This window comes from Rhodococcus qingshengii JCM 15477 (assembly GCF_023221595.1).
GTDB lineage: Bacteria > Actinomycetota > Actinomycetes > Mycobacteriales > Mycobacteriaceae > Rhodococcus_F > Rhodococcus_F qingshengii.
Window position 1 is genome coordinate 81,285 of the sequence record NZ_CP096564.1, and the last position, 21,467, is coordinate 102,751.

Below are 21,467 nucleotides of genomic sequence, written 5' to 3' on the forward strand. Positions count from 1 at the left end.
GCTCGGACCAGCTCGTGACGACAAGGACGATGAATGAGTAAGACCCCCACGATCGCGGACCACCTTGCGGATCGCTTCGACTCCAAGCGCATAGTCGTATGGCACGATCTCGACGGTGGCTACTCCGCCGGACTCGATGTGCTCGCGCCGAGCGACGTGACGGTGCTGCGCATCGTCGATGACGAGTTCGCCGTTAAGCATCGGGTACTGCGTAAAGAACCGACGGCGAAGTTCTTGATCTACCGATCCGGCGGTGTACCCGAAGGTGTCGGGAACTGGTTGCTCGACATCGAACTGGCCTACGGTCCGGTGTTCACTGCAGACCGTGGCGCGTTGATGCGGGTCGATCTCGGGCTCACAGCGCAGGGTTCCGATGAGTTGATTGCCAGTTATCGGGCGTTCTTCGACGACACGAAGCTGGTAGCGCGGCTCAAATCGCTGCCGTTGAACGGCGGAGACCTGACGGTAGTGCAGGCGCAGATGTGCGCCGTGCTTCTGAATCAGAAGGAACACAGCTTCTCTGAGCTGACCCGCACGCTGCTGATACAGCACGCCGACGGCGAAACCGCCGGATTCGATGCGTTTACCTCCCACGGCCTGGCGGACTTCTACTGGACTGGAGCTTCCGGCATCTACGGGTTCACCTCTCAGACGCCGACGATGGCAGGTTTCGTGCTGTGGATGTTTCAGCGCGCGGTCGACGGGTTCGCAGTCACCGAGTCGAACAAGGCACGAAACTTGTCGCTCGACTTCCGCGGTTTCCGTGACTCCAAGCGCAGCAGTGCAGCGATGAAATCGCTGGCCCGAACCGTCGAGGGCAATCTCGACTACACCGATCACATGAGTGAGATCGGTTGGGAGACACTGAAGGACACGGACATCTTCGACGCCGGCGAGCGTGAGGTGATCCGGCGCCTGGTGGAGGGGATCAGTGCGCAGACGATGCCGTATCGCGACATCACCGATGCGATCAGCGCAAGACGTCGTGACAGTTTCTGGTTCGACGACTACGCGACCCTGTATGAAGGGCTGAGCGCCGCAGCCGAACTGATTCCGGCGATCCGGAACGCCGTGTTCGACCTCAGCAGCTTCGACGAGGGACTGACACGGTATCGCGATGAGTGGTTCCGCATCGACCAGCGCTATCGCCAGTTCACCCAGGCGTACCTCACCGCTGAGTTCAAGCAGCCGATCGAGGCACTGGCAGACCTGGTCGAAAATGCCTATGTCACCAATTTTCTGGCTCCGCTCGGAGTGGCATGGCAACAGCAAGTCGATACGGTCACGCAGTGGCGCACCATTAATACGACCTCGCAAACCTCGTTCTACGACCACTACGTCGCCCCGAGCCTCACCGGTCGCAAGAAGGCCGTTGTGATCGTCTCCGACGCACTGCGCTACGAGGTCGCCGACGAGCTGAGTACCAGGATCCGCGGAGAGAACAAGTTCTCCGCCACCATCGAAGCCATGCTCGGCGTCCTGCCCTCGTATACCCAACTCGGGATGGCAGCACTGCTCCCACACACCACGCTGGCACATTCCTCAGACGGCGACCCGGTGCTGGTCGACGGGCAGAAGTCCGACGGTACCGCGAACCGCAGCAAGATCCTCAATGCAGTCGGCGGGACGGCGATCCAGGCGAGAGATTTCATCGAGATGAAGCCGTCCGAACGCCGCGACCTGTACTCGTCGAATCAAGTGCTGTACGTCTACCACGACACGATCGATGCGACCGGGGACAAAGCCGTCTCCGAACACCGAACCTTCACGGCGGCAGCGGACGCGGTCCGCGAACTGATCGACATCGTCAAGAAGCTCGCGAGCGCGAACGCGACGAACATCATCGTCACCGCCGATCACGGGTTCCTCTATCAGCGTTCCAAGCTGGCTGAGCAGTTCAACCAGACGGTGAAACCGCAGGGCGAGCAGATCGTGAAGTCAACGCGCCGCTACGTGCTGGGGCGAGGATTGAAGAAGGACGCAGCGTTCACGACATTCCAACCCGACCAAGTGGGACTGTCGAGCGACCTGGAAGTGCAGATCCCGAATTCGATCCAGCGGATCGTGCAGCCCGGAGCCGGATACCAGTTCGTGCACGGCGGCGCCTCCCTGCAGGAGATCGTGGTGCCGGTGATCCAGATCAACAAGAGGCGCATCGACACCGTCGAGCCGGTGAACGTCGACATCCACCCCGAGTCAGATCGGATCACCACGGGGCAGATCGTCGTCAAGCTGTACCAGTCGGCGAAGGTGGAGCCGCACAAACCTGCGCGGCGGCTGCGTGCCGGGCTGTACTTCGGAGACATACTGATCTCCAACGAGCAGGAGATGACCTTCGACTCGAGCAGTGATGCTGGACGTGATCGGTTCCAAAGCGTGACACTGCTTCTCGGTAGGAACGCGGACGAGGCCAACAACCACAGCGTCGAATTCCGGCTCTCGGAGCCGATCGAGGGCACCGATCAGTGGAAGAAGTACAAGAGCGCGCCGTACACGGTCAAACGTGCCTTCGCCAGTGACGATGGATGGGATTTCTGATGAGTGACCACATCGACCTGACAGAGGTGGCCCTCCGCGAGCAGACTCCCGCGGAGGATCCTGCTAGTGCTGTGGCCGAGCTGACAGCGTTGGACCGCAAGATCAACGCGCATTTCCCGGGTGCTGTCGTGCGCAAGGACCTCGTCAAGACGGTCAAAGGCAACGCGATCGTGCCGTCGTACGTGCTGGAGTACCTGCTCGGGCAGTTCGCCGCGTCCGACGACGAGGCGACGATCCAGGAGGGCATCGAGAAGGTGCGCCGGATCCTTGCCGAGCACTACGTGCACCGCAACGAGTCGGAGCTGGTGAAGTCGAAGATTCGTGAGAAGGGTCGCTTCCGGATCATCGATCGGGTCAGCGTGACGTTGAACGAGAAGGACGACGTCTATCAGGCGACGTTCGCGAACGTCGGCATCAGCGGGGTGCTCGTGGATTCGAGCACGGTGACCGCGAACCAGAAACTGCTGGTGGGCGGCGTGTGGTGCCTGTGCGACATCGAGTACTTCCACAGTGACGACGCCCGTGTGGTGCCCTGGATTCTGGGTCGATTGCAGCCGATCCAGATGTCGAGTTTTGACTACGCCGGGTACCTCGAGGCCCGCGCCGAGTTCACTACCGATGAATGGATAGACCTTCTGATCCAGTCAATCGGCTTCAACCCCGAGATGTTTGGGCGACGCGCGAAACTGCTTCAGTTGATCCGGCTGATCCCGTTCGTGGAACGTAACTACAACCTCGTCGAATTGGGCCCGAAGGGCACCGGCAAATCGCACATCTACTCTGAGTTTTCGCCCCATGGCATGTTGATCTCCGGCGGTGAGATCACCGTGCCGAAACTGTTCGTGAACAACGCCAACGGGAAGATCGGCCTCGTTGGATACTGGGACGTCGTCGCGTTCGATGAGTTCGCGGGCAAGAAGAAGCGCACGGACAAGGCGCTGGTCGACATCATGAAGAACTACATGGCGAACAAGTCCTTCTCCCGCGGTGTCGAGACGCTCGGCGCGGAGGCGTCCATGGTGTTCGTCGGCAACACCTCGCACACCGTTCCGTACATGCTCAAGCACTCAGACCTCTTCGACGAGCTCCCCGAGAGTTACCATGACTCGGCCTACCTCGACCGCCTGCATTTCTACATCCCTGGTTGGGAAATCGACACGATCCGCGGCGAGATGTTCTCCAGCGGTTACGGTTTCGTCGTCGACTACATTGCCGAAGTCCTCAAGTCGATGCGAAATCTCGACTACTCCGATCGTTACCAGCAGTACTACACACTCGGATCGGACATCTCCACTCGCGACCGAGACGGCATCCACAAGACCTTCTCCGGTCTGATGAAGCTGCTCTACCCGCACGAGCAGGCCACCGCCCAGGAGATCGAAGAGATCTTGCGCTTCGCGATCGAGGGCCGCAAGCGCGTCAAGGACCAGATCCTGCGCATGGACTCCACCATGGCAACGGTGAAGTTCGGGTACCAATCGCTTGTGGGTGAGTGGACCGCTGTCACGACACTGGAGGAAGACGAGTACCCCCGGCACTACTACCGCGATCGACCAGACGCTGTCGAGGAGATCGAGGACCTTGTCGGTCCGGCCCAACCCGGGGCAGGTGCAGCCGGCTCGGAGAAGGCGGTTGTCTCCGTCCCGGTGAAGGAGGAGTTGTATCGAGGACACCGAGATTTCATCGAAAATCAGCGCGGCGTCTCCTACGAAACGCTCCTTATGCCGTACTTGCGCGGCGCGTCCGAGATCGAGTTGCACGACCCGTACATCCGGATGAACCACCAGGGTCGGAATCTCGTCGAGTTACTGGCCTTGATCGCGGCGGCCAAAGACCCCGCCGACGAGGTGACATTCAAGCTCTTCACCCTGCTCGAAACCGACCCTGAGTATCAGAAGAGACAGTTGCAGATGATCGGCCAGATCATTCAGGGGGCTGCCCAACAGGGCATCAAGCTTGACGTGGCTAAGGACCCTGGCGGTCATGATCGCTGGATCCGCACGAACAACGGATGGCGCATCAACCTCGGCCGGGGCCTCGACATCTTTCAGAAGCAAGAAGGCGGCTGGTTCGACTTCGGCAGTACGCGGCAGGAGTTCCGTCAGGCCAGGGCATTCGGCGTGACGTATATCCGGGAAGCGAATTGATGGCGGACGTCGACCGAGGTGACCCCGTCGACGTCGCCCGTGACTGAATGGTCGAGAAGGGTATCGTCCCCGTGTGACGGAGTCGCCGGTCTCCGCGGCTTAACGATGACCATGGCCAGCGCCCTCACCGCGTCGAAAATCGATCCGATTTCGTCACCCGGTCGGTGATTGGATTTGTGCAGTTCAGACTTGTTCGGATCTGTCGAGAACTCGTGTCGAAAATCTATGTCGAATTCCTGCGAGGCATGGTCTTTTCGACGGGGGCGCTGGTCGATCTTCCGGTGAAAGCGGATACCGGGACGATGCAACGTTCGGGGCTCACTTCCTGGCAGTACCGTGAGATCTCCGTCGCGGGTGGTTGCCGTGTGAGATCGCCAATTGTCGTCGGCCCCGATCTGTCGAGACAACGAGAGCATTCAGTGGGTGGGTCGTCAGGTATCGCGTCATTAGGCGCGCACGCGTTTCACCGGTGGGTAGATGTAGCACTCGATCTTGTGCTTCTTGGCCCATTCGAGTGCCTGCGTGGTATATCCCGTTGCAGCGAAGAAGAGCGCTTTCTTCTTGGACTGTGCGATTCCGTAGATCCGTTGCATCTCGCCGATACCCACGGGCGACTTGTGATGTTTGACCTGCGCAATTGCGAATAGCGACTCAACGTCGATCCCGCCATCGGCACCGGGTGACGACAACTTCGCGCCCTAGTGGCCGTTCTTGGTCATCCACTTACATGCCAATTCGAGCGCCAGCGGGTGTACCGACTTCCCGTGTGACGACGCGTTTCCATCCACTGTTGTCGCGACGAACCACAAACCCGCCGGAAGCCCCGTCGAACAGTGTCCGTGTCGAACACCGAAAAGGCGGATTCGGCCACCAGTGCCCGGACCAGCTCGCCGTCGGATCTGCCGGGCGGTCACGTTCGGCTAGCACGTCGAGGTACTCGGCGAACCCGCACCAGCCGATACGACCATCTGCTGGATCGAATCCGGTCGATAACGCCCCGATGGCGTGGTCGAGTGGCTTTTTCGATGCGCCGTTGGACGCATCCTCATGATCGTGCCGAGTTTCCCTGGCGGCGTGGAGCGCCACCAAAGCAATGAACTTCCTTCACGGGATCGCCGAAACCCCGGTGACATGCACATCGTGGCAGAGGTCGATCCGGGTCTTCGATAACGATTCTATCGCCCATACGAGCCGAGATGTGCCCCGATTATCCTGAACGGACGACTGCGGGATGAGGGGTGCTGCGCCGGTGCGCCTTCGCCATCTACGGCTCGTTCACTGAACTCCACCCGCGCTCGGGCTTCGGTAGGTCGGAGTCGAAGTGGTTGCGGGCATATTCCTCGATCGCCAGTTGTGCGAGCTCCTTGCTGTTGAGACCCAACTGTTCACCCATGCGGAAGAACAACCTAATGGTTGGCGACGGAAGTTTGAACGTGATCTCGAGTTCGATGACTTCCTCGGGGTTGTGGTTCTGTGCTTCGGTCAAACCCGTGGAGGTCGTATCGGGGAGTTCGGTCATAGGGGGCCATCCTGTTCCAGGCAGCACGTGCCTTCCTCGAGATTCGAACGAACCGGGAGATCAGAATTCGATTATCGAGTCCATGTTGTTCTGGGAGTCCGTATGAAAATAGAGTGAGCCGCCATCTTGTTTCGTCTTCGCGACTATCCAACCTCGCTGTGTTGAGCCGTGGCGAATGGTGTCGAGCTCAGGCTGGTCCTCGCTCAAGCAATCGCTGATCGAAATATTCGCTTTCGACGTTGCTTGGCTTCCATCAGGCAAGATCTCGGTGAGTTCCAGTGATGCGGCTGTCATGAAACTCGTACCCGGATCGAGGGTCACCGTAAATTCCAAAGCTTGATAGAAACCTGATCCAGATCCACAAGGGACATTCGTCTGGATAGATTCGAGAGTCGCAGTCCCTCTGGTGCTACCGAGACTGATCCCAGTCTTGTCGCCGGGCTTGAGGATGGCAGGCTCACTTGTCGCGACTGGAGTTCCGTTCGACGAGGGGGTGGGTAACGCGACCGTAGTCGGAGAGCCGGAATCCGAGACGTCGGCGCTGGAGCCACACGCTGAAAGAACAAGAGCTGTGGCGATTATCCCCGCGGCATAAATGTGCATTCGCATCAGAGGACTATAGAGGTTCGTTTCTCCGTATCTATTCTTGTCTGCAAACTTCGGGACCCTCGATGCCTGTCGACGAAGCCGCCGATCCTTCGAAATCTTTCAGGCTGCGGTCCGTGAGGGCCAGACGGTCGTCATCGACGAGTTGCTGACTTCGCGCTCCCACGCCTGATCCTGGCAGATGCTGACGGCTCCAAACCTGACGGAAAACCCTAAAGAAGGGTAGTTTTCGACAGATGTTGTTCGGTTACGCCAGGGTGTCGAGCGCAGATCAGAACCCCGCCCACCAGATCGACGCCCTGACGCGGGCGGGGATCGACGCCGCAAACATCCACACCGACCAGGCGGGCGGTGCGAAAGCCTCACGCCCGCAACTCGACGCAGTGCTGTCCCGACTACGTAGCGGTGACACGTTGGCGATCACCCGACTGGATCGGTTGGGGCGTTCGGTGTTGCATCTGATCACCCTCGGTGCAGAGTTGCGCGAGCGGGGAATCGGATTGAAGGTTCTCGAGCAGGGCATCGACACTGGCACAGCGGAAGGGCGAGCGATGTTCGGGATGCTCTCCGTCCTTGCGGAACTCCAACGTGAGTTGATCGTGGCGATTATCTATACGCGTCGGTTTCCTGTGAGGGACATGGGGTTACGACACGCCTGCTGACGTCCCTCGCGGATATCCCACACCCAGTGAGTGACGGGGATTAGCTTCGAAGTGTGAATGGTCCGTTTGTTGCCGAGAAGGCGATCGGGCCTGTCGCCGGCAAGGTGACGTGGCTGGTGCTCGATGATCGGCTCGATCCGGTCGATGAGGTCACCCAGTTCGCGTTGTATCTCGACGGCGGCGGCGCGAGCGTCAACACGTTGCGGGCCTACATTCCCCGGCTTGCCCGGTTCCTGAATTGGTGCCATTTCCAGGTAGTGGAGTGGACCAAAATATCTCTGCCGCAACTGATTTTGTACAAGCGGTCACTGGAAGCGGAACCGGGACCCTCCGGTCGGGTGCGTGCCGGCAAGACGGTGAACGCACACATCACGGCGATCGTCGAGTTTCTCAGGTACTGCGCCCGGATGGGCGTGATCGACGACGCGGTCGTCGACAAGTTCGTCGAGGCCAAACATCTGCGCTTTGCTCCGGAGACGATGCCGCAGCGCGAAAACGGCGCGCATCGATACATCACCGCGAAGGTCATCAAGGCCAAGGAAGTGACGCGGCCACCGGAATCCCTCAGCGACGACGAGGTGACCGCGCTCCTCGTAGCGACGGCGAACGTCAGGGACTTCCTACTGATCCAGTTGATGGTCGAGACCGGATTGCGTGTCGGCGAGACCCTGGGGTTACGCCGGGAAGACCTGCATTTCCTTCCGGACTCGAAGGCCTTGGGCTGCGCCCTGCCCGGCGCCCATCTGCATGTGCGACGCCGGGCCAACGAGAACCACGCGCTCGCGAAGAGTCACTACCCGCGCAGTGTCCCGGTCGGCCCGCAGACGACCACGGCCTACCGCGACTACCAGTACGAACGTGATCGGCTTGTACCCGACAGTGGATGCGATTTCGTGTTCATCAACCTGTACTCGACGTCGGCGCCCGATACCGCCATGAGATATCAGAACACCCGAAACTGCCTGACCCGAGTGGCTCGCCGTGCGGGGGTGGAGGCGCGGCTGCACATGTTGCGGCACACGGCGGGTACGTCATGGGCCCGCGCGGGCACCCCGATCGACGTGGTGCAAAAGTTGATGGGACATCAGAGTCCGGTGTCGACGGCGAAATACCTGCACCCGTCCGACGAGCAGATGCGGGCCGCCGTGGACGCCGTCGCACACCGGCGGAACGCGCACGCGAAGACCATCCGATGAGCGCGGTGGCCGCCGCCGGCCATGCGATCACGCCGGGCGACGGCGACCGGTGGCACACGTTTCTGACGGAACGGCTCGATGAGCGGTGGCGCCCGAACGAATGGGACCCGCAGACGCTGATCTTCACCGGCGATCCACACAATCAGAAAACCTTTGTGTATTTGTGCGCCCATCCGAATTGTGTGCACCCGACCGGGGTTCGCAACACCATATGCTCGTTCTGCCTCACCGAAGCCAAGCCGCACAGCAAAACCCTCACGCGCCGCTTTCACGACACCATCGTCGAACCTTGTACGGTCGCCGCCGCCGACGTCCGTTGCGCACGTCCCCGATACTCCACCGCCGGTTTGTGTTTCACACACCAGAGCCGGTTCGCGCACGCGGCGAAGACCCGCGGCATCGGCATCACCGAGTTCATGGCCGACGCGCAACCACTCGGTGCGCTGGCAACCTGCGCGGTCGGGGGCTGCAGTCACCAGGTTTTCCACCCCTCGACACCACTATGCCAATCCCACCGCAGCCAGTATCGGGGCCGTCAGGACCGCGGCGAGCCGCCGATCGACGCGCACGAGTTCGCGGCCCAGGCGCTGCCGCTGATCCGCTCGCACGAATTCACCCTGGCCGGGTGCACGGATCTGGTGCGAGCGGAGCTGCTGTGGATCCTGCAAGAACGCGACCGCCGGGGATTCGGAATCTCCCTCTTGCGGATGCGTAATCTCGTCAAAGCCGCCCACGGCGCGCGCACCCTGTTCGAGGCCACCGCCTCGGACGCGCACGTCGTGAGCTTCCTGCGGATGACGTTGCCGCTGCTGCGGCAGCAGCGGGGCGCATTCGAGGGAATCGATCTCACCGAGCCGGACCGGTGGGGCCCCGAGGTCCTCGACCGGTTCCCCAGCGCCGCGGGCACCCGCAGCCGCAACCTCGTCATCGACTGGTCCGCCGTCGGCTGCGGCTGGCTACGCATGCTCGGCAAGACATGGGCCAAGGAAACCCTGCCCCGATACGAGCACCTGAGGCCGTCGCTGCGGGCACTGACGTGGGCGTCCGAGGCCCTCGAGTTCGGCCCCGCCTTCACCGATCGTCGTGCTGCGGGGCGCGGCGACATCGCCGCCATCATCGACCATTGCCGCCGCAAGACCGCCGCCACCGGTGCGCCTTTCGCGGGCAGCTACGCCGACGACAGACTGGGGAACATCAAGGCTGTCCTCGGGTATTGCCGGTCCGCCGGACACATGGACGAGATTCCCGGGGCATTCGCGCTCACCGCCGCGCACCTGAAACAACGACCGGTCCCTCCTCACCGCGACGACGACGAACCGGGGCGGGCCCTGCCCACCGAGATCGTCGAGGTCCTCGACCGGAACATGACGTTGTTGCGGCCCACGTTCACTGCCGGACACCGCGTCGAGGGATGGTCGAACGACGACTACGCAGTGATGCGGCAGACGATCTATCAGCTGCTGCGCGACACCGGCCGGCGACCGGGAGAAATCACCGCCCTGCGCCGTGACTGTCTCGACACCGATCCCGGTGGCGGCCCGGTGCTGATCTACACCAACGCCAAGGCCAACCGACTCGGGCGCCGACTGCACATCACCACCGCTGCCGCGGCGGCGGTCAGCGCCTGGTTGGCGCGGGTGACGACCCTGCGGCCCGATCGCCGCACCGCCCACCTGTTTCCGCAACTGGATCTGTCGGACCCGTGCTCGGACAAGCACTTCAAGGCGTCCGCGTTCGGCGTCATCTTCCGCCAGTGGGTGGACTCGATCGACGAACTGGCGCCCTTGATCCGGACGGTTCCCCACCCCGGTGGCCTCATCGATCGGCGGGATCTGGTCGCCTACTCGCTGCGCCACACCTACGCACAAAATCATGCCGACGCGGGCACTCCCGTCGATGTGCTCGCCGCTTTGATGGACCACCGCGACCTCGCCGTCACCCAGGGCTACTACCGCATCGGACACCACCGCAAGCGCGAGGCGATCGAACGCGTCGGCAACATGGTGATGGACCGGCGAGGTGCGCTGCGTCCCACACCCGAGCTCATCGAATATGAACGGCGAACCGTCTCCACGCTTCTCGGCGGATGCGTCGAACCGTCGAACGTCAACTCCGGCGGCAAATCCTGCCCGATCAGGTTTCAATGCGGTGGCTGCGACCACTACCGGCCCGACCCCTCCTACATCCCCGAAATCGAGCAGGAAATCCGCAAGATCAAGGCCGACGTGAAAGAGGCCGAATTGTGCGCCGCACCGCAAGTGGTGGACAACCTGCGCTACAACCTCGCCATGTTCGAGGGCATCCTGACCAAAATGACCACCCACCTGCACCGACTCGACCCCGACGAACGCGCCGCCCTCGATGCCGCAATCGGCACCATCCGCCAAGCCCGCGAACACCAACGGCACTTTCTGCCGCTGAGCGTCGCCCACCGCAGAGGCGCTGTCGATGACTGACACCCGCACCGACAGGCTCCTCACGGCCCGCCGACAAGCCAGCCGCGACAAACACGCCCACGCCCTCCGCGCACTCGACCAGCTGGTGCGATCCGGTACCCGGATCACCTACGCGCGGGTCGCCCGCGAGGCCGGCGTGTCGACGTGGCTGCTCTACAACCAGCCGGAGCTGACGACCGCAATCCGGGACGCGATGGCCCAACAGAGCCCACCCCGACACCCGCCAGGCCCCCTCACGTCCGGGGACAGCCTGCGCACCGACCTCGAACTCGCCCGGCACGAGATCGCCGCGCTCCGCACCTCCGAACGCAAGCTCCGTGAGCGGCTGCAACGCACCCTCGGCAACGAAATCGAACAGATCGACCACTCCCAGCTGGCCGCTCGCATCGCCGACCTCGAGGCCCTCGTCGCCAACCTGCGTGTCGACAACGCGCAGCTACGCGAAACCAATACTCGGTTGGTCGAGCTGACCGACCAGCAACGCGACGACCTCGAGACCGCGAACATCCTGCTCCGCCGGTACATGAAAGAAGCCAGCCGCTCGCACCCATGATCGGCGAAACACCTACACCGGCCGCGTGGCTATCGGCTTTGGAGAGAATGGTCGGGGCACAGAAGTGTTGGCGAGGTGCACCAGCCGGCGTCGGCGAGCCACCGTTGCACCGGTACGGGTAACACTGTTCTTGCCGCGGTGGCGAGCTCTCCGGTGAGGATGGGGCCATCTCCGCACAGGGCGCAGGCAACGTCGAAGACCGGCAGGTCGGGTTCGCACTGGCGACAATGATGTTGGGCTACCAGCTCGCCACGCCGGTCTTTGTCGGGACGAAGCCAGCTCACCGCGAGATCGTCGCGCTGATGCGCCGCCTCGGCTCGGGTGGCCGGTTCGTGCCTGCAAGTGGGGCAGGCGCGGGTTGTCCTGCGTGTCCGGCTCGGCCGGGGGACAGTGCCGGATACCGAACCGGACTCCGGAGCCGCGGGCTCGGGAGTTGTTGCGAGAGAGACTGTTCCAGTAGTTTTTGCTGCTGCGGCTTTGTTCAGATGCCCGTAGACGGTAGTGCGAGGCACGCCCAACATGTCGGCGATCTGGACAACGGTGTGTTCACCGCCGTCGTAGAGTTGCTGCGCGAGCTGGACCTGATCGTCGGTGAGTTTCGGTGGGCGTCCGCCCTTGCGGCCGCGAGTCCTGGCCGCCGCCACACCTTCCCGGACATTGTTCACGGCGAGCTCACGCTGGAGTTCGGCCAAAACCGACAGCATTTCGAACATCGCCCGGCCCTCGGCGGTGGCGGTGTCGATGCCCTGCTCGAGAACCTTCAAACCTACCCCGCGCTTGCGCAGGTCGGCGCCGAGCGTGATCAGGTGCAGCACCGAACGACTGAGCCGATCCAGGTGCGTGATGACCAGGATGTCGCCGTCGTCCAACAGGGCGAGCACCACATCCAACTGAGGGCGGGAGGCCTTCGCGCCGCTGACGTGATCGACGTGAATGTTTTCAGTGGTAACCCCCGCCCGGCGCAGCGCGTCGATCTGGTGGGCAGGGTTCTGATCTGCGGTCGAGACCCGGGCATATCCGAGCAGCATCCGTCGACAATACCCCGACGGTGGTTAGTCGACATTGATTTTCGACGGTGTTTTCGACACCTCTTTCGCTCGCATCGGAGGGACACCCGCCGACTCGGATTTCATTCATGTCAGGGTGTCGGGCTCGGCCCTCATTTTTCGAAACCTCGCCCATGATCGGCGACACCGCCGATCGCCTCATGCTGGCATCCACCGCTCGTCACCCATGTAACTCACCAGAGCGATGTCGCCGAATATCCTGATTCCCCAGCTGAAGAGGAGAATCCTTCCTGCCGTCGTATAGATAATGGCGAACACCCGGGACGGCTTGGCCGCTGCGCGGGCGCGCGGCAGAAAGGGCGGCCGTCCGCCGAAGCTCACCGACGATCAAATCGCACTCGCCCAGCAGCTCTACGACGCGGGGGAGAAGACGGTCGCGCAGATCGCAGCGATGTTGAATGTTCCCCGCACTACTGTCTACGGACACCTGAACAAGCGCGCACCGGCGACGAGTGCGCCGACTGATTCGGTGAGCACGGTCGCTGTGGTCCCTGTTGCGGCGGTGCGAACGTCGCGGATCTGCCCGTCCTGCGGGTACGAGCCGAGCACCAGAGCCGAAGCGGCCCATCAACGCGGCGATCTGGCCGTGATCTGGTTGCATCCTCATACCGACAATCCCGCCGATCCTGGTGCGGTGCTCGCCCGATCGCATTGCCATCAGTGCGAGCCGGGGCCGCCGGCGTTCGATGTCGCATGCACGGTGTGCGGTGACGGTCCGATCCTTGCCGGCGACTTCGCACAGACCGCACGCAGTGGCACCCTGCCGGATCCGGTGCAGCAGTGGCTCACCGCGAGCGGGTGGACCGTACTGCCTGAGCTGCGATGCCCCGACCACACCTGAGAGGGTTGCATACGGAATCACGTCGGCAGGCTGCGGCACACGCCTGACCGACTGCCGGATTCACAAACCGGGACAACGGCTCGGGAACCAACAACATCCACCATCACTGTCAGACCGAGCAGCTAGCGTCGATACCGCGACGAGCAACAGGTCGCCACACTGACCCCGGCCGCGCGGCACCATCGACGGCCCTGATCGGCAAGAACCCAATCCCCTTGCCGATCGGTCGCACGTGGCGACCTGTTTCCCATTTTCTCGCGTCGTCGGTGTTGGACCACCCCAACCGCGCAATGACACCTGTCATCCGTTTAGGGGACGAGGAAGACCGCTGCTCCGGCGCTGACAGGGCGGTGATCGGGGTCCCCGGCAGTTGCGGTCGCGGTCACCAGGCCGCTGCCGGTGAACACTGTCGCCGGGGTGTATCGGCACCAGTCCTCCGCTGCGATGGGGCCGCTGTAATCCAGCGGGACGCGTCGGACCTCGGTCGTGCCGGCGGCGCCGGTCGTCAGATTGCGCCAGTTCACGCTCACGCCGATGCAGTCGAAGGTGTCGATCGCATACGCTGTGGGGCGCGACAATTGGAAGGTCACCTCTCCCGGGGTTCCTGTCGTTGCCGACGGGAACAGCGGCACCACGGGTGGGATGTAGCACCGGAATCCGACGCCGCACCCCGAGAAGAACGTGACCGGGATCTGAAACTGCGTGGTCGACGGCATCGAACCGGGAGGCGGATCTGCCTCGGCGGCGGATGATCCGGCGAATGATGCCAGGATTGCTGTCATCGCAAGTATTCCGGCGACGAGTAGGCGATGTATCGCGCTGCGGCGCATCTGTGCCCTCCAACATGGGTCCGCCCGACCGTGCTGTCATGTCAGCGTAAGCGCCGAACCAACAGAACTCTCCCGAATTCGGGATTTCGCCGCGAGCAGGCTTCGAAGGGTAGGTACGCTCCGCATACGGGGCAGGGAGACTCAGTAGCCGTCGTTCCGGCGCCGCTCACGTTCTATTCTGCGTTGTTCTTCCGCGCGGGCACGGCATTGGCGGAGGAATTCGGCGTCGGCCTCGGGATCCTGGGCGACGTATCTGCCCGGTTTGGACTCGTACTCGGCGAATCGCCCACTGGTGTGCGGTGGGCGCGTCCCGCTGCCACCCCAGATGCCGCCGCCGACCGGTCGACCTGCGAGCAGCCACATCACCGATCCCACCAGCGGCAACAACACCACCACCACTAGCCAGGCCAGCTTGGGGATGTTCCGGACACCGTGCTCATCGGCGGTGGCGACGTCGATGAGGCAGAAGATCCACAGGACGATGATCAATCCACCCAGATACGGCATCGGTATTGCCTCCTCCCGTGCTGACGGAGTCGCAAGATCGTGAAGATCCATTGTAGACCGGGCGGTTTGTGTCAAAGAAGTACCGATCAACACGGGCACCGAAATGTCCCGAGATCGCAAGTCGCCATCGGAACGTTCGAGCGGCTCGCCGCCGTCACTATCGCACCGGAGCTGACCCGGTACGACGACTGCTTGTCGTCGACGTCCTACTCTCGATCAGTCTCGCCGGACGTGAAATACCTCGGCCGCCGCTTCGGCCACTGCGGGCCGATCATGGTTGCCTGCCAGCTACGTCAGTGCGCGACCCACCACTGGTATAGCGCTGCACGATCGTCTTCTGGAGACCCGACATATCCGTACGCGACTTCATCGGTCGCTGCTCTCACCACGATGGGTGCCAGTGACGGCTCACCTCTGTCGCTGCAGTCCAAACTGAGCACGTCCAAAACTTTGCCCATCGACTGCGCTGGATATCCGGTTCCCGAACGCTGTGCGAGCTCCCCGTACGTGATCTTCTTACCGCTTTTCGCGACGTCGATGAGGACGGAACGAGCGGCATCAAGCGTCGTTGACAGCAATTCCGTGATGGTTACCTCGGCATTGCCCTTCCACGGAATGGTGATGGTCGATCGAGATTTCCACATCGGAGCTTCTACGGTCATTCGTCCTCATTCTCGTTCGCCGAGCAGCGTCGATTTCGGATTCGCTGCTATGACTGGCGCCGCCGTGCAGCATGAGTCGGTCACGGGCGGCGCTCGCGAAGGGGCGGAAAAGAACCTTGGTCTCAATAGGTCAACGCATCACCGACGATAACGGATCAACCCCAGAAGATCGGATCCCCACCGTTTTCGATGTGATCGAGCAAATCCTGAACATGAGGGCTCGGATCCAAGAACTGGTAGCGGTGAAATTTGAGGTGCCGATCCCGCCAATACAGAGTCCACAGCCCGGTTTTCTTCGTGTAAGACAGGCGGGCGATCGGGAATCGTGTCCATTCGGGTCCGAAGTCCTCTCGCCACGGCGACCGGCATTCGCAGATCGTGACATGGCGCGGCGCGATGTCGCATTCGACCCGAATCTCATGACGCAGACGATCGGGAACTCTACTGGCGCAGTACTTCACGATCCGGGCGACATCGAGTTCGGGGAGTCCGGTGGCAGCCATGACCATCATCATGCCAACCGCCGTTATGGCCAGCTTTGCTATCCGACTGCGGAGGAGCCGAGCACCTGGTCTTCTCGTTGGCGTGGACTGTTCCAGTCGAGCACCCGACGAGGCCGATTGTTGAGTCTTACCGCGATCGAATTCAGGTCCTCCTGGCTGAAAGTGCGCAGGTCAGCGTTCTTGCGCAGGTACTGGCGCAGGAGCCCGTTCGTATTTTCGTTCGTCCCTCGTTGCCACGGATGATGCGGGGCGCAAAAGTAGACGGGCAGGTCGAGTGCTGCGGTGATGCGCTCGTGCGCGGCCATTTCCTGTCCCCGATCCCACGTCAACGACCGACGCAGATGCGCAGGCAACCGGCCCAGATAGGCAATCAAGGCGTCCGCAACCGTCTCGGCCCGGTACCCGTCCGGCAGTGCGACCACATGCACGGCGCGTGATTGCCGATCCACCAGCGTCGCGACCGCCGACGGGCGGGTGCCGAACACGAGATCACCTTCCAGATGTCCGGGCTCGCTACGAGCATCTGCTGCTGGGCTGCGGTGATCGATGGGGACCCTGTTCCGTATCTGCCCGCGCCCGTGGGAGCGTTTCTTCCCACGAGGCCGGCGGATCCGCCGATCGGTACGCAGTTCGTGAAATTTTGTGTCGTCGAATACTTGCCGCGACGGTATATACAGGCAACGGTAAATCGTCTCGTGCGAAACCCACATCTGCGGATCGGACGGATACTCGCGCCGGAGCCAGGCGGAGATCTGCTGCGGTGACCACTGCTCACTCAGCTTCCCTGTGACAACCTCCTGCAGAAAATGCCTGGTAGAGAGAGTCGAGATTTGAGGGCGGCGCGCGCGGACATACGCTGCGGCATCCGCCGGGGTCGCCCGATAGTGTTCGCGGCCGCCGTTGCGGGCGATCTCCCGAGCGATCGTGGACGGGGATCTTCCGAGTTTGTCGGCGATCGTCCGAGCACTGTCACCGGCGGCGATCCCACGGGAAATCTCTTCACGCTCCCCGGCCGTGAGACGAGATGCTCGCCGACGACGTGGGAGCGGCCGGATACCGCCGGATTTACGCAGGAACCGGCCGATCTGAGGGACACTCTCCCCGAGGACCCGCCCGGTCGCACTCAGCGAATCACCGCGACGCCACATCTCCCAGATCGTGTTCTCTTGATCCATAGTGAACCCGAGCGCCTTGTTGCCCATCCATGCCTCCACGATCACGCATCATCTCACCAGTAGTGATGCGTTGACGTGTTGAGACCAAGACCCTTTACGGACCAGAATCGAATCGGCCAACGACGGTGTCGGTCTGAGGGTAAGCGATCGCTCTCAATTTTCGGGTTAACCTGCGTGGGGCAAACCCGCGCGAAAGGCGTCGACATGGACATGATCAGTCATCCAGAGATCAGGTACGTTGTGCCGCCGGTTGACATGAACGGGGTGGCGACAGGCCAAGCGCCCCGAAAGCGGCATGACTTGGACTGCGGACATTTCAAATTCGATGACGGCACGGTTCTTGGTTCACCGCAACTGGCTACCGAAGAGCAGATGCGTAATGTGCCTCCCTGCCGGGACTGTGTGAGTAGGACGTCCTCCGGCGAACGCGAATCGCAGGCACGAGGCTCCGCCGGCCCCACTGGGCCGCTGTGCCCGACCTGCTTTGTATCCACACCCCTCAACGGCACATGCGATACCTGCGACTGAGAACTTAGGGGGAGCCGATGGGCGCATTGAAGATTCGGTCCTGCCGGGATCTCGTCAGCCCTCACATCTGGATCGCCCAAATGTAGACACGTTTTCCCTGATCCAGGGCGGGGTTCCACATGCCTCGAAGGAATCCGTGACTGGTCACCGGAGACTCGCACGACATTGAATTCGATGAAGGCACAGGACGATATTCCGACGGAACCTCATCGAAATCATGGGCCACCGTGGGTCCGTATGACGTCAGATGAGCCTCGGTGTGAAGGTTTTCCCGCGCGGGCGCGCGAACTCGACTCGATGACCAGGTATGCGCTCGAGTCGGGAAAGGAACTGTAGTTCTCGGCGTACAAGATCGTGTCGTCATCTGTCAGATGTAAACCGAGGTTCGTTGCCAGCGACTCTGCGGCTTTCTCGGCTGATCGTGTGCTCACCCACCGATAGAGCGAAGGGCCACCCATTGCCAGAGCCAGCGCTCCGATGACGACAACGGCAATGCACGCCCACTGTCGCCTGGATATCGAATGAGATCCGTGTGACTGACCGCCGGCCGACATCCTCATTCGTGGATGTACTCCACGTTCGATTCCTTGTTCTTCTTCTCCAGATAGGCGCCGAGCATCCAGATGAGGTTATCGGCGCGTGAGTAGTTGCCGTCCGGCGTGATCGCAACTCCGACCAGTGAGTACCTCAGGAAGTACTTGAGTGATCGGTTCTTGCTTCCGATCAACGCACAGAGACGATCAACGTCCTCTTCTACCGTTTCCCTGATTTCGGGCACCCACAGCCCGAGAAGTCTGGTGATGTGGCGGTCGGGTTTGAAACCATTCCAATGCAGGTTGCGGAGGAATTCGCTGGCGAGCGGATAACCCATACCCGGTAGGTCCCGTTCGCGGTGCGTCATCCGAACGAGGCCGCTGTCGAGATGCTTTTCGCCGGGCCACCGGCGTGGGGGTGAGATCAGGTAGCCGGCGAGGATCATCATCAGGTGCTGGTTGTCGAGCTGGTAGCCGGCATCCTCTGCGAGGGCGACGAAGGCGCGTGCGATTCCGAGGATCTGGTCGTAGTAATTGGGGTGATCGGTCAGCAGCTTCGCCCAGCGGATGATCGCTTTTGCATCACCGGTGCCCCCCTGCCCGCTCAAATGCTCACGGATGTCGGCGAGCGTTAACGTCCCGTCGAGGACGGCGGTGTGCGTTTTGTCGGGGTCGAAGTCGTAGAGAAGTCCTTCGAGGTGCTGGTCACGGACCTTGACGAAACTCGCCCAGTTTCGGGAGTTGCTGCCGAGGGCGTTGACTGCAGCTTTGAAGACCTGCTGGTTGCTGTACGTCTGAGCGAGGGGGTTGTCCATCGCTTCTTGGTCGAGATAGCGCACCGCGTAGTCGAGGAACTGCGACGAGGTGGCGGCGCCTGTCGGGAGGCTGTAATCCCTCTCGATCCTTGCCCTGACCTTGTAGTTCGAGAACAATCGTTCACCGACCAGGTCGTAGTCCAACTTCTTCACCATTAGCTCCTCATCGCACGGACCGGATTGCGCTAGAGAGTCGCTTTGGCTTGCCGACGTCCCGTCCACTGTGGATCGGTCGGTGCGGCGGATTGGTTACCGCCTGGATCTTCTGTGCCTTCGCCGATATCGGTCTGGTCCTGTTTCACACTCCAGCGGAAGCTGCCCATAACGTGCGGACCGAATGCCAGCGATCAGGGATCGGTCATCGTCCGGTCGCACTGGCGCCATTGTGAGCACGAGCCGCCGGCCTTCGAAATCGCCTGTGTGGTGTGCGGTGACGGTCCGATTCTTTCCGACGCCTTTGCTTACGCCGCGATAGTCGAAGGTCTTCCGATCCCTGTTCAACAGTGGCCCACTGACAACGGACGGAATTGGTGCCGTCCCTCTTGTGCCTGGACCACCGATGAGGCCGCTGAATGGATTTTCCACCGGCAACTATGGCAGTCGAAGGCCGTGCTCTACGCGAAAACTCGCGGTGATTCGGCCTATCTCGGCCTACGCCACCGACTCGGCGATCTATCGACTGTGCTGTGTGACCCCTGACCGGTAGGAGAGACCCTGCAAAAGAGCGCTGTTCGAGAAGATCGAAACAACACCGCCGGCTCCGGCGATAAGGTACTCGATCAGAGACTATTGACCGCTCCGCGGCATCTCGAAATCCTTGACAAAAGGAGCAACCTTGGCGCCCCAGTACGCCCCCAAGTTGAAAGAAAAAGTTGCCGAGAAGTGGGTGACAAGCTTGCGAGGGCAACTCTTTCCTGGTGAGGAAATCTGGGCCTTGTCGAAAACCAATCAAGTCCGGCCCGTGCTGGACGGACTCGCAATCACCAATGCCCGCGTCATGGCATTCAGCAGCATCGACGTAGCTACCCGCGGACCCCGAGTCGCTCTCGAGGCCGACAATATTTCCCGGTTCGAGTTCGTCAAAAAGATGACCGGGAAACAACTCCACATCACCGACCTTGCTCAGCAGGTGCATCAGTTCGGCGCGATCACTGACGCGGACATCGACTTCGTCAGTCACTACGTCCACCATCTGGCGTCGGCGGGCTTTCCTCCCGGGATACGTGAGACTCTTCGAGCCCGCGATGCTGTCGCCACCGAAAACGTGCGTGCACGCGAGGCCCGACGATTCGACGTCGAAATTATCGGTGCGCCGCTCAAGGACGTCGCGTGGCGAACCATAGACGAGCACACGGCCCCAGACGAATTGCCCTGGTTCGTCATCAACTCCGGGTCCGCAGGGATCCTCGCCGCGTTCGAAGACCGTCTCATCATTGCGAAAGTCGGCGGCATGGCCGGCTTCATGACCGGATCCATGGGCGGTGGACGAGTTACCACCTTCCCCTACTCCGACATCACCAACATCGAATACAACAGCGGGATGATGAGCGGTGTTCTCGAGGTACTCACCCCGAGCTACCAGGGAACCGCGAACCACGACTACTGGAGATCGGCCAGCACCAGCCGCAACAAAGCCGGTGATAGCCCCTTCACTCTGTCGAACTGCCTTCCGCTCCCCAAAGCGCAGCACAAACTGGCCCTTCCTCGCCTCACCGAACTTCAGAAGAAAATCATCGATTACAAGCGCCCGACATTTCACGTACAGCACAGTCCGAGTGCCGCCGCGGCGCCTTCGACAAGTCTGGCGGAAGAACTCCACAACCTCGCAGACCTCCATCATCAAGGCATCCTCGACGACGCCGAATTCGCGGCAGCAAAACAAGCAACCATCGCCCGCCACTCGAACTCATAACCGCCGCAGAAGAGCGCGCGCTGCGAGATGGATTGTTCAGATACCTGACGCCCTTCATTGCATAGCTTTGATTCATTTTTCGATCTCGAACACACCTACACACCTGAAATAGAGGGCAATCTCTGTGACTTCCCACCCCGATCCGAAGATGCCAGCCACCCCTGATGCTAGTGACCCGATCGCCTCGAGCTCGGGAAGTGACACGTCCTCGCGCAACAACTTCCAACATCTGTGGGATACACCCTTAGCTTCCGAATCGGCCGGCAACGCTGGTCCGAAGGCAAATCCGGGCTGGTACGCCGATCCCGACGCCCACGTGCTCAGGTGGTGGGACGGAACAGCGTGGTCGTCGCACACCGCGCCCCTCGATGCCGCGCCCACGCGTCCCCAGATGCGTCCAACACCGCCCTCTCACGG

The 21,467-nt window shown here is 61.7% G+C and carries 17 protein-coding genes and 2 pseudogenes; 9 read left to right on the forward strand and 10 right to left on the reverse strand.

The window, feature by feature from the left end; all coding sequences use genetic code 11:
* Positions 1–33: 33 nt before the first annotated feature.
* Positions 34–2,538 carry a BREX-1 system phosphatase PglZ type A gene (gene pglZ / locus M0639_RS29940; protein ID WP_064074476.1) on the forward strand — a complete coding sequence of 835 codons (2,505 nt, stop codon included), beginning with the start codon at positions 34–36 and terminating at the stop codon, positions 2,536–2,538.
* Positions 2,538–4,685 carry a BREX system Lon protease-like protein BrxL gene (gene brxL, locus M0639_RS29945; protein ID WP_082893188.1) on the forward strand — a complete coding sequence of 716 codons (2,148 nt, stop codon included), beginning with the start codon at positions 2,538–2,540 and terminating at the stop codon, positions 4,683–4,685. Before pglZ ends, brxL begins: the two co-directional genes overlap by 1 nt.
* Positions 4,686–5,131: 446 nt before the next feature.
* Here the strand turns inward: brxL and M0639_RS29950 are convergent, their stop codons facing one another.
* From M0639_RS29950 to M0639_RS29960, 3 genes are all read right to left on the reverse strand, one after another.
* The gene (locus M0639_RS29950) at positions 5,132–5,374 is read right to left on the reverse strand and encodes a restriction endonuclease (protein WP_054801843.1); all 243 of its coding nucleotides are present in this window, start codon (positions 5,372–5,374) and stop codon (positions 5,132–5,134) included.
* Between the two features lie 575 nt (positions 5,375–5,949).
* Positions 5,950–6,204 carry a hypothetical protein gene (locus M0639_RS29955; protein WP_064233709.1) on the reverse strand — a complete coding sequence of 85 codons (255 nt, stop codon included), beginning with the start codon at positions 6,202–6,204 and terminating at the stop codon, positions 5,950–5,952.
* A 60-nt stretch (positions 6,205–6,264) separates the two neighbouring features.
* Complete coding sequence (locus tag M0639_RS29960; protein WP_156525036.1) at positions 6,265–6,813, reverse strand: hypothetical protein; 549 nt, start codon at positions 6,811–6,813, stop codon at positions 6,265–6,267.
* Positions 6,814–7,046: 233 nt separating this feature from the next.
* Between M0639_RS29960 and M0639_RS29965 the strand changes: the two genes are divergently transcribed.
* Genes M0639_RS29965 through M0639_RS29980 form a run of 4 tightly spaced genes read left to right on the forward strand, consistent with a single transcriptional unit; the run spans position 7,047 to position 11,677 of the window.
* Positions 7,047–7,472 carry a recombinase family protein gene (locus M0639_RS29965; protein WP_248671227.1) on the forward strand — a complete coding sequence of 142 codons (426 nt, stop codon included), beginning with the start codon at positions 7,047–7,049 and terminating at the stop codon, positions 7,470–7,472.
* Between the two features lie 53 nt (positions 7,473–7,525).
* Positions 7,526–8,668, forward strand: coding sequence for a tyrosine-type recombinase/integrase (locus M0639_RS29970; protein ID WP_082893248.1), 1,143 nt, complete (start codon positions 7,526–7,528; stop codon positions 8,666–8,668).
* A 5-nt stretch (positions 8,669–8,673) separates the two neighbouring features.
* Positions 8,674–11,124, forward strand: coding sequence for a tyrosine-type recombinase/integrase (locus tag M0639_RS29975; RefSeq protein WP_248671228.1), 2,451 nt, complete (start codon positions 8,674–8,676; stop codon positions 11,122–11,124).
* Entirely contained in the window at positions 11,117–11,677 is a 561-nt protein-coding gene (locus M0639_RS29980) for a DUF6262 family protein (protein ID WP_064074903.1), read from the forward strand. The genes M0639_RS29975 and M0639_RS29980 overlap by 8 nt, the downstream gene beginning before the upstream one ends.
* 29 nt (positions 11,678–11,706) lie before the next feature.
* Here M0639_RS29980 and M0639_RS29985 read toward each other — a convergent pair whose 3' ends face one another.
* Positions 11,707–12,705 (reverse strand): recombinase family protein, encoded by a 999-nt coding sequence (locus tag M0639_RS29985; protein ID WP_064074902.1) that lies wholly within the window; start codon positions 12,703–12,705, stop codon positions 11,707–11,709.
* A gap of 283 nt (positions 12,706–12,988) precedes the next feature.
* On the opposite strand from M0639_RS29985, the pseudogene M0639_RS29990 reads away from it, so the two are divergent.
* Positions 12,989–13,585, forward strand: a pseudogene (locus tag M0639_RS29990) (helix-turn-helix domain-containing protein); the annotation flags it as partial.
* A gap of 308 nt (positions 13,586–13,893) precedes the next feature.
* On the opposite strand, the gene M0639_RS29995 reads toward M0639_RS29990, so the two are convergent.
* The 6 genes from M0639_RS29995 to M0639_RS30020 form a co-directional block, all read right to left on the reverse strand.
* Positions 13,894–14,415 carry a hypothetical protein gene (locus tag M0639_RS29995; protein WP_064075649.1) on the reverse strand — a complete coding sequence of 174 codons (522 nt, stop codon included), beginning with the start codon at positions 14,413–14,415 and terminating at the stop codon, positions 13,894–13,896.
* A gap of 141 nt (positions 14,416–14,556) precedes the next feature.
* Positions 14,557–14,922 carry a PLDc N-terminal domain-containing protein gene (locus tag M0639_RS30000; protein ID WP_064075655.1) on the reverse strand — a complete coding sequence of 122 codons (366 nt, stop codon included), beginning with the start codon at positions 14,920–14,922 and terminating at the stop codon, positions 14,557–14,559.
* Positions 14,923–15,215: 293 nt separating this feature from the next.
* The gene (locus tag M0639_RS30005) at positions 15,216–15,584 is read right to left on the reverse strand and encodes a hypothetical protein (RefSeq protein WP_064075650.1); all 369 of its coding nucleotides are present in this window, start codon (positions 15,582–15,584) and stop codon (positions 15,216–15,218) included.
* Between the two features lie 155 nt (positions 15,585–15,739).
* Complete coding sequence (locus tag M0639_RS30010; protein ID WP_064075656.1) at positions 15,740–16,087, reverse strand: DUF3024 domain-containing protein; 348 nt, start codon at positions 16,085–16,087, stop codon at positions 15,740–15,742.
* A gap of 38 nt (positions 16,088–16,125) precedes the next feature.
* On the reverse strand, positions 16,126–17,289 hold the full coding sequence (locus tag M0639_RS30015; protein WP_064075657.1) for an IS30 family transposase: 1,164 nt from the start codon (positions 17,287–17,289) through the stop codon (positions 16,126–16,128).
* Positions 17,290–18,346: 1,057 nt separating this feature from the next.
* A complete protein-coding gene (locus tag M0639_RS30020; protein WP_197491328.1) occupies positions 18,347–19,291 on the reverse strand; it encodes a hypothetical protein in 945 nt (314 codons plus the stop codon).
* A 682-nt stretch (positions 19,292–19,973) separates the two neighbouring features.
* On the opposite strand from M0639_RS30020, the gene M0639_RS30025 reads away from it, so the two are divergent.
* On the forward strand, positions 19,974–21,050 hold the full coding sequence (locus M0639_RS30025; RefSeq protein WP_064075652.1) for a hypothetical protein: 1,077 nt from the start codon (positions 19,974–19,976) through the stop codon (positions 21,048–21,050).
* A gap of 148 nt (positions 21,051–21,198) precedes the next feature.
* Positions 21,199–21,417 (forward strand): annotated as a pseudogene (locus M0639_RS30030) (DUF2510 domain-containing protein); the annotation flags it as partial.
* Between the last annotated feature and the right edge of the window lie 50 nt (positions 21,418–21,467).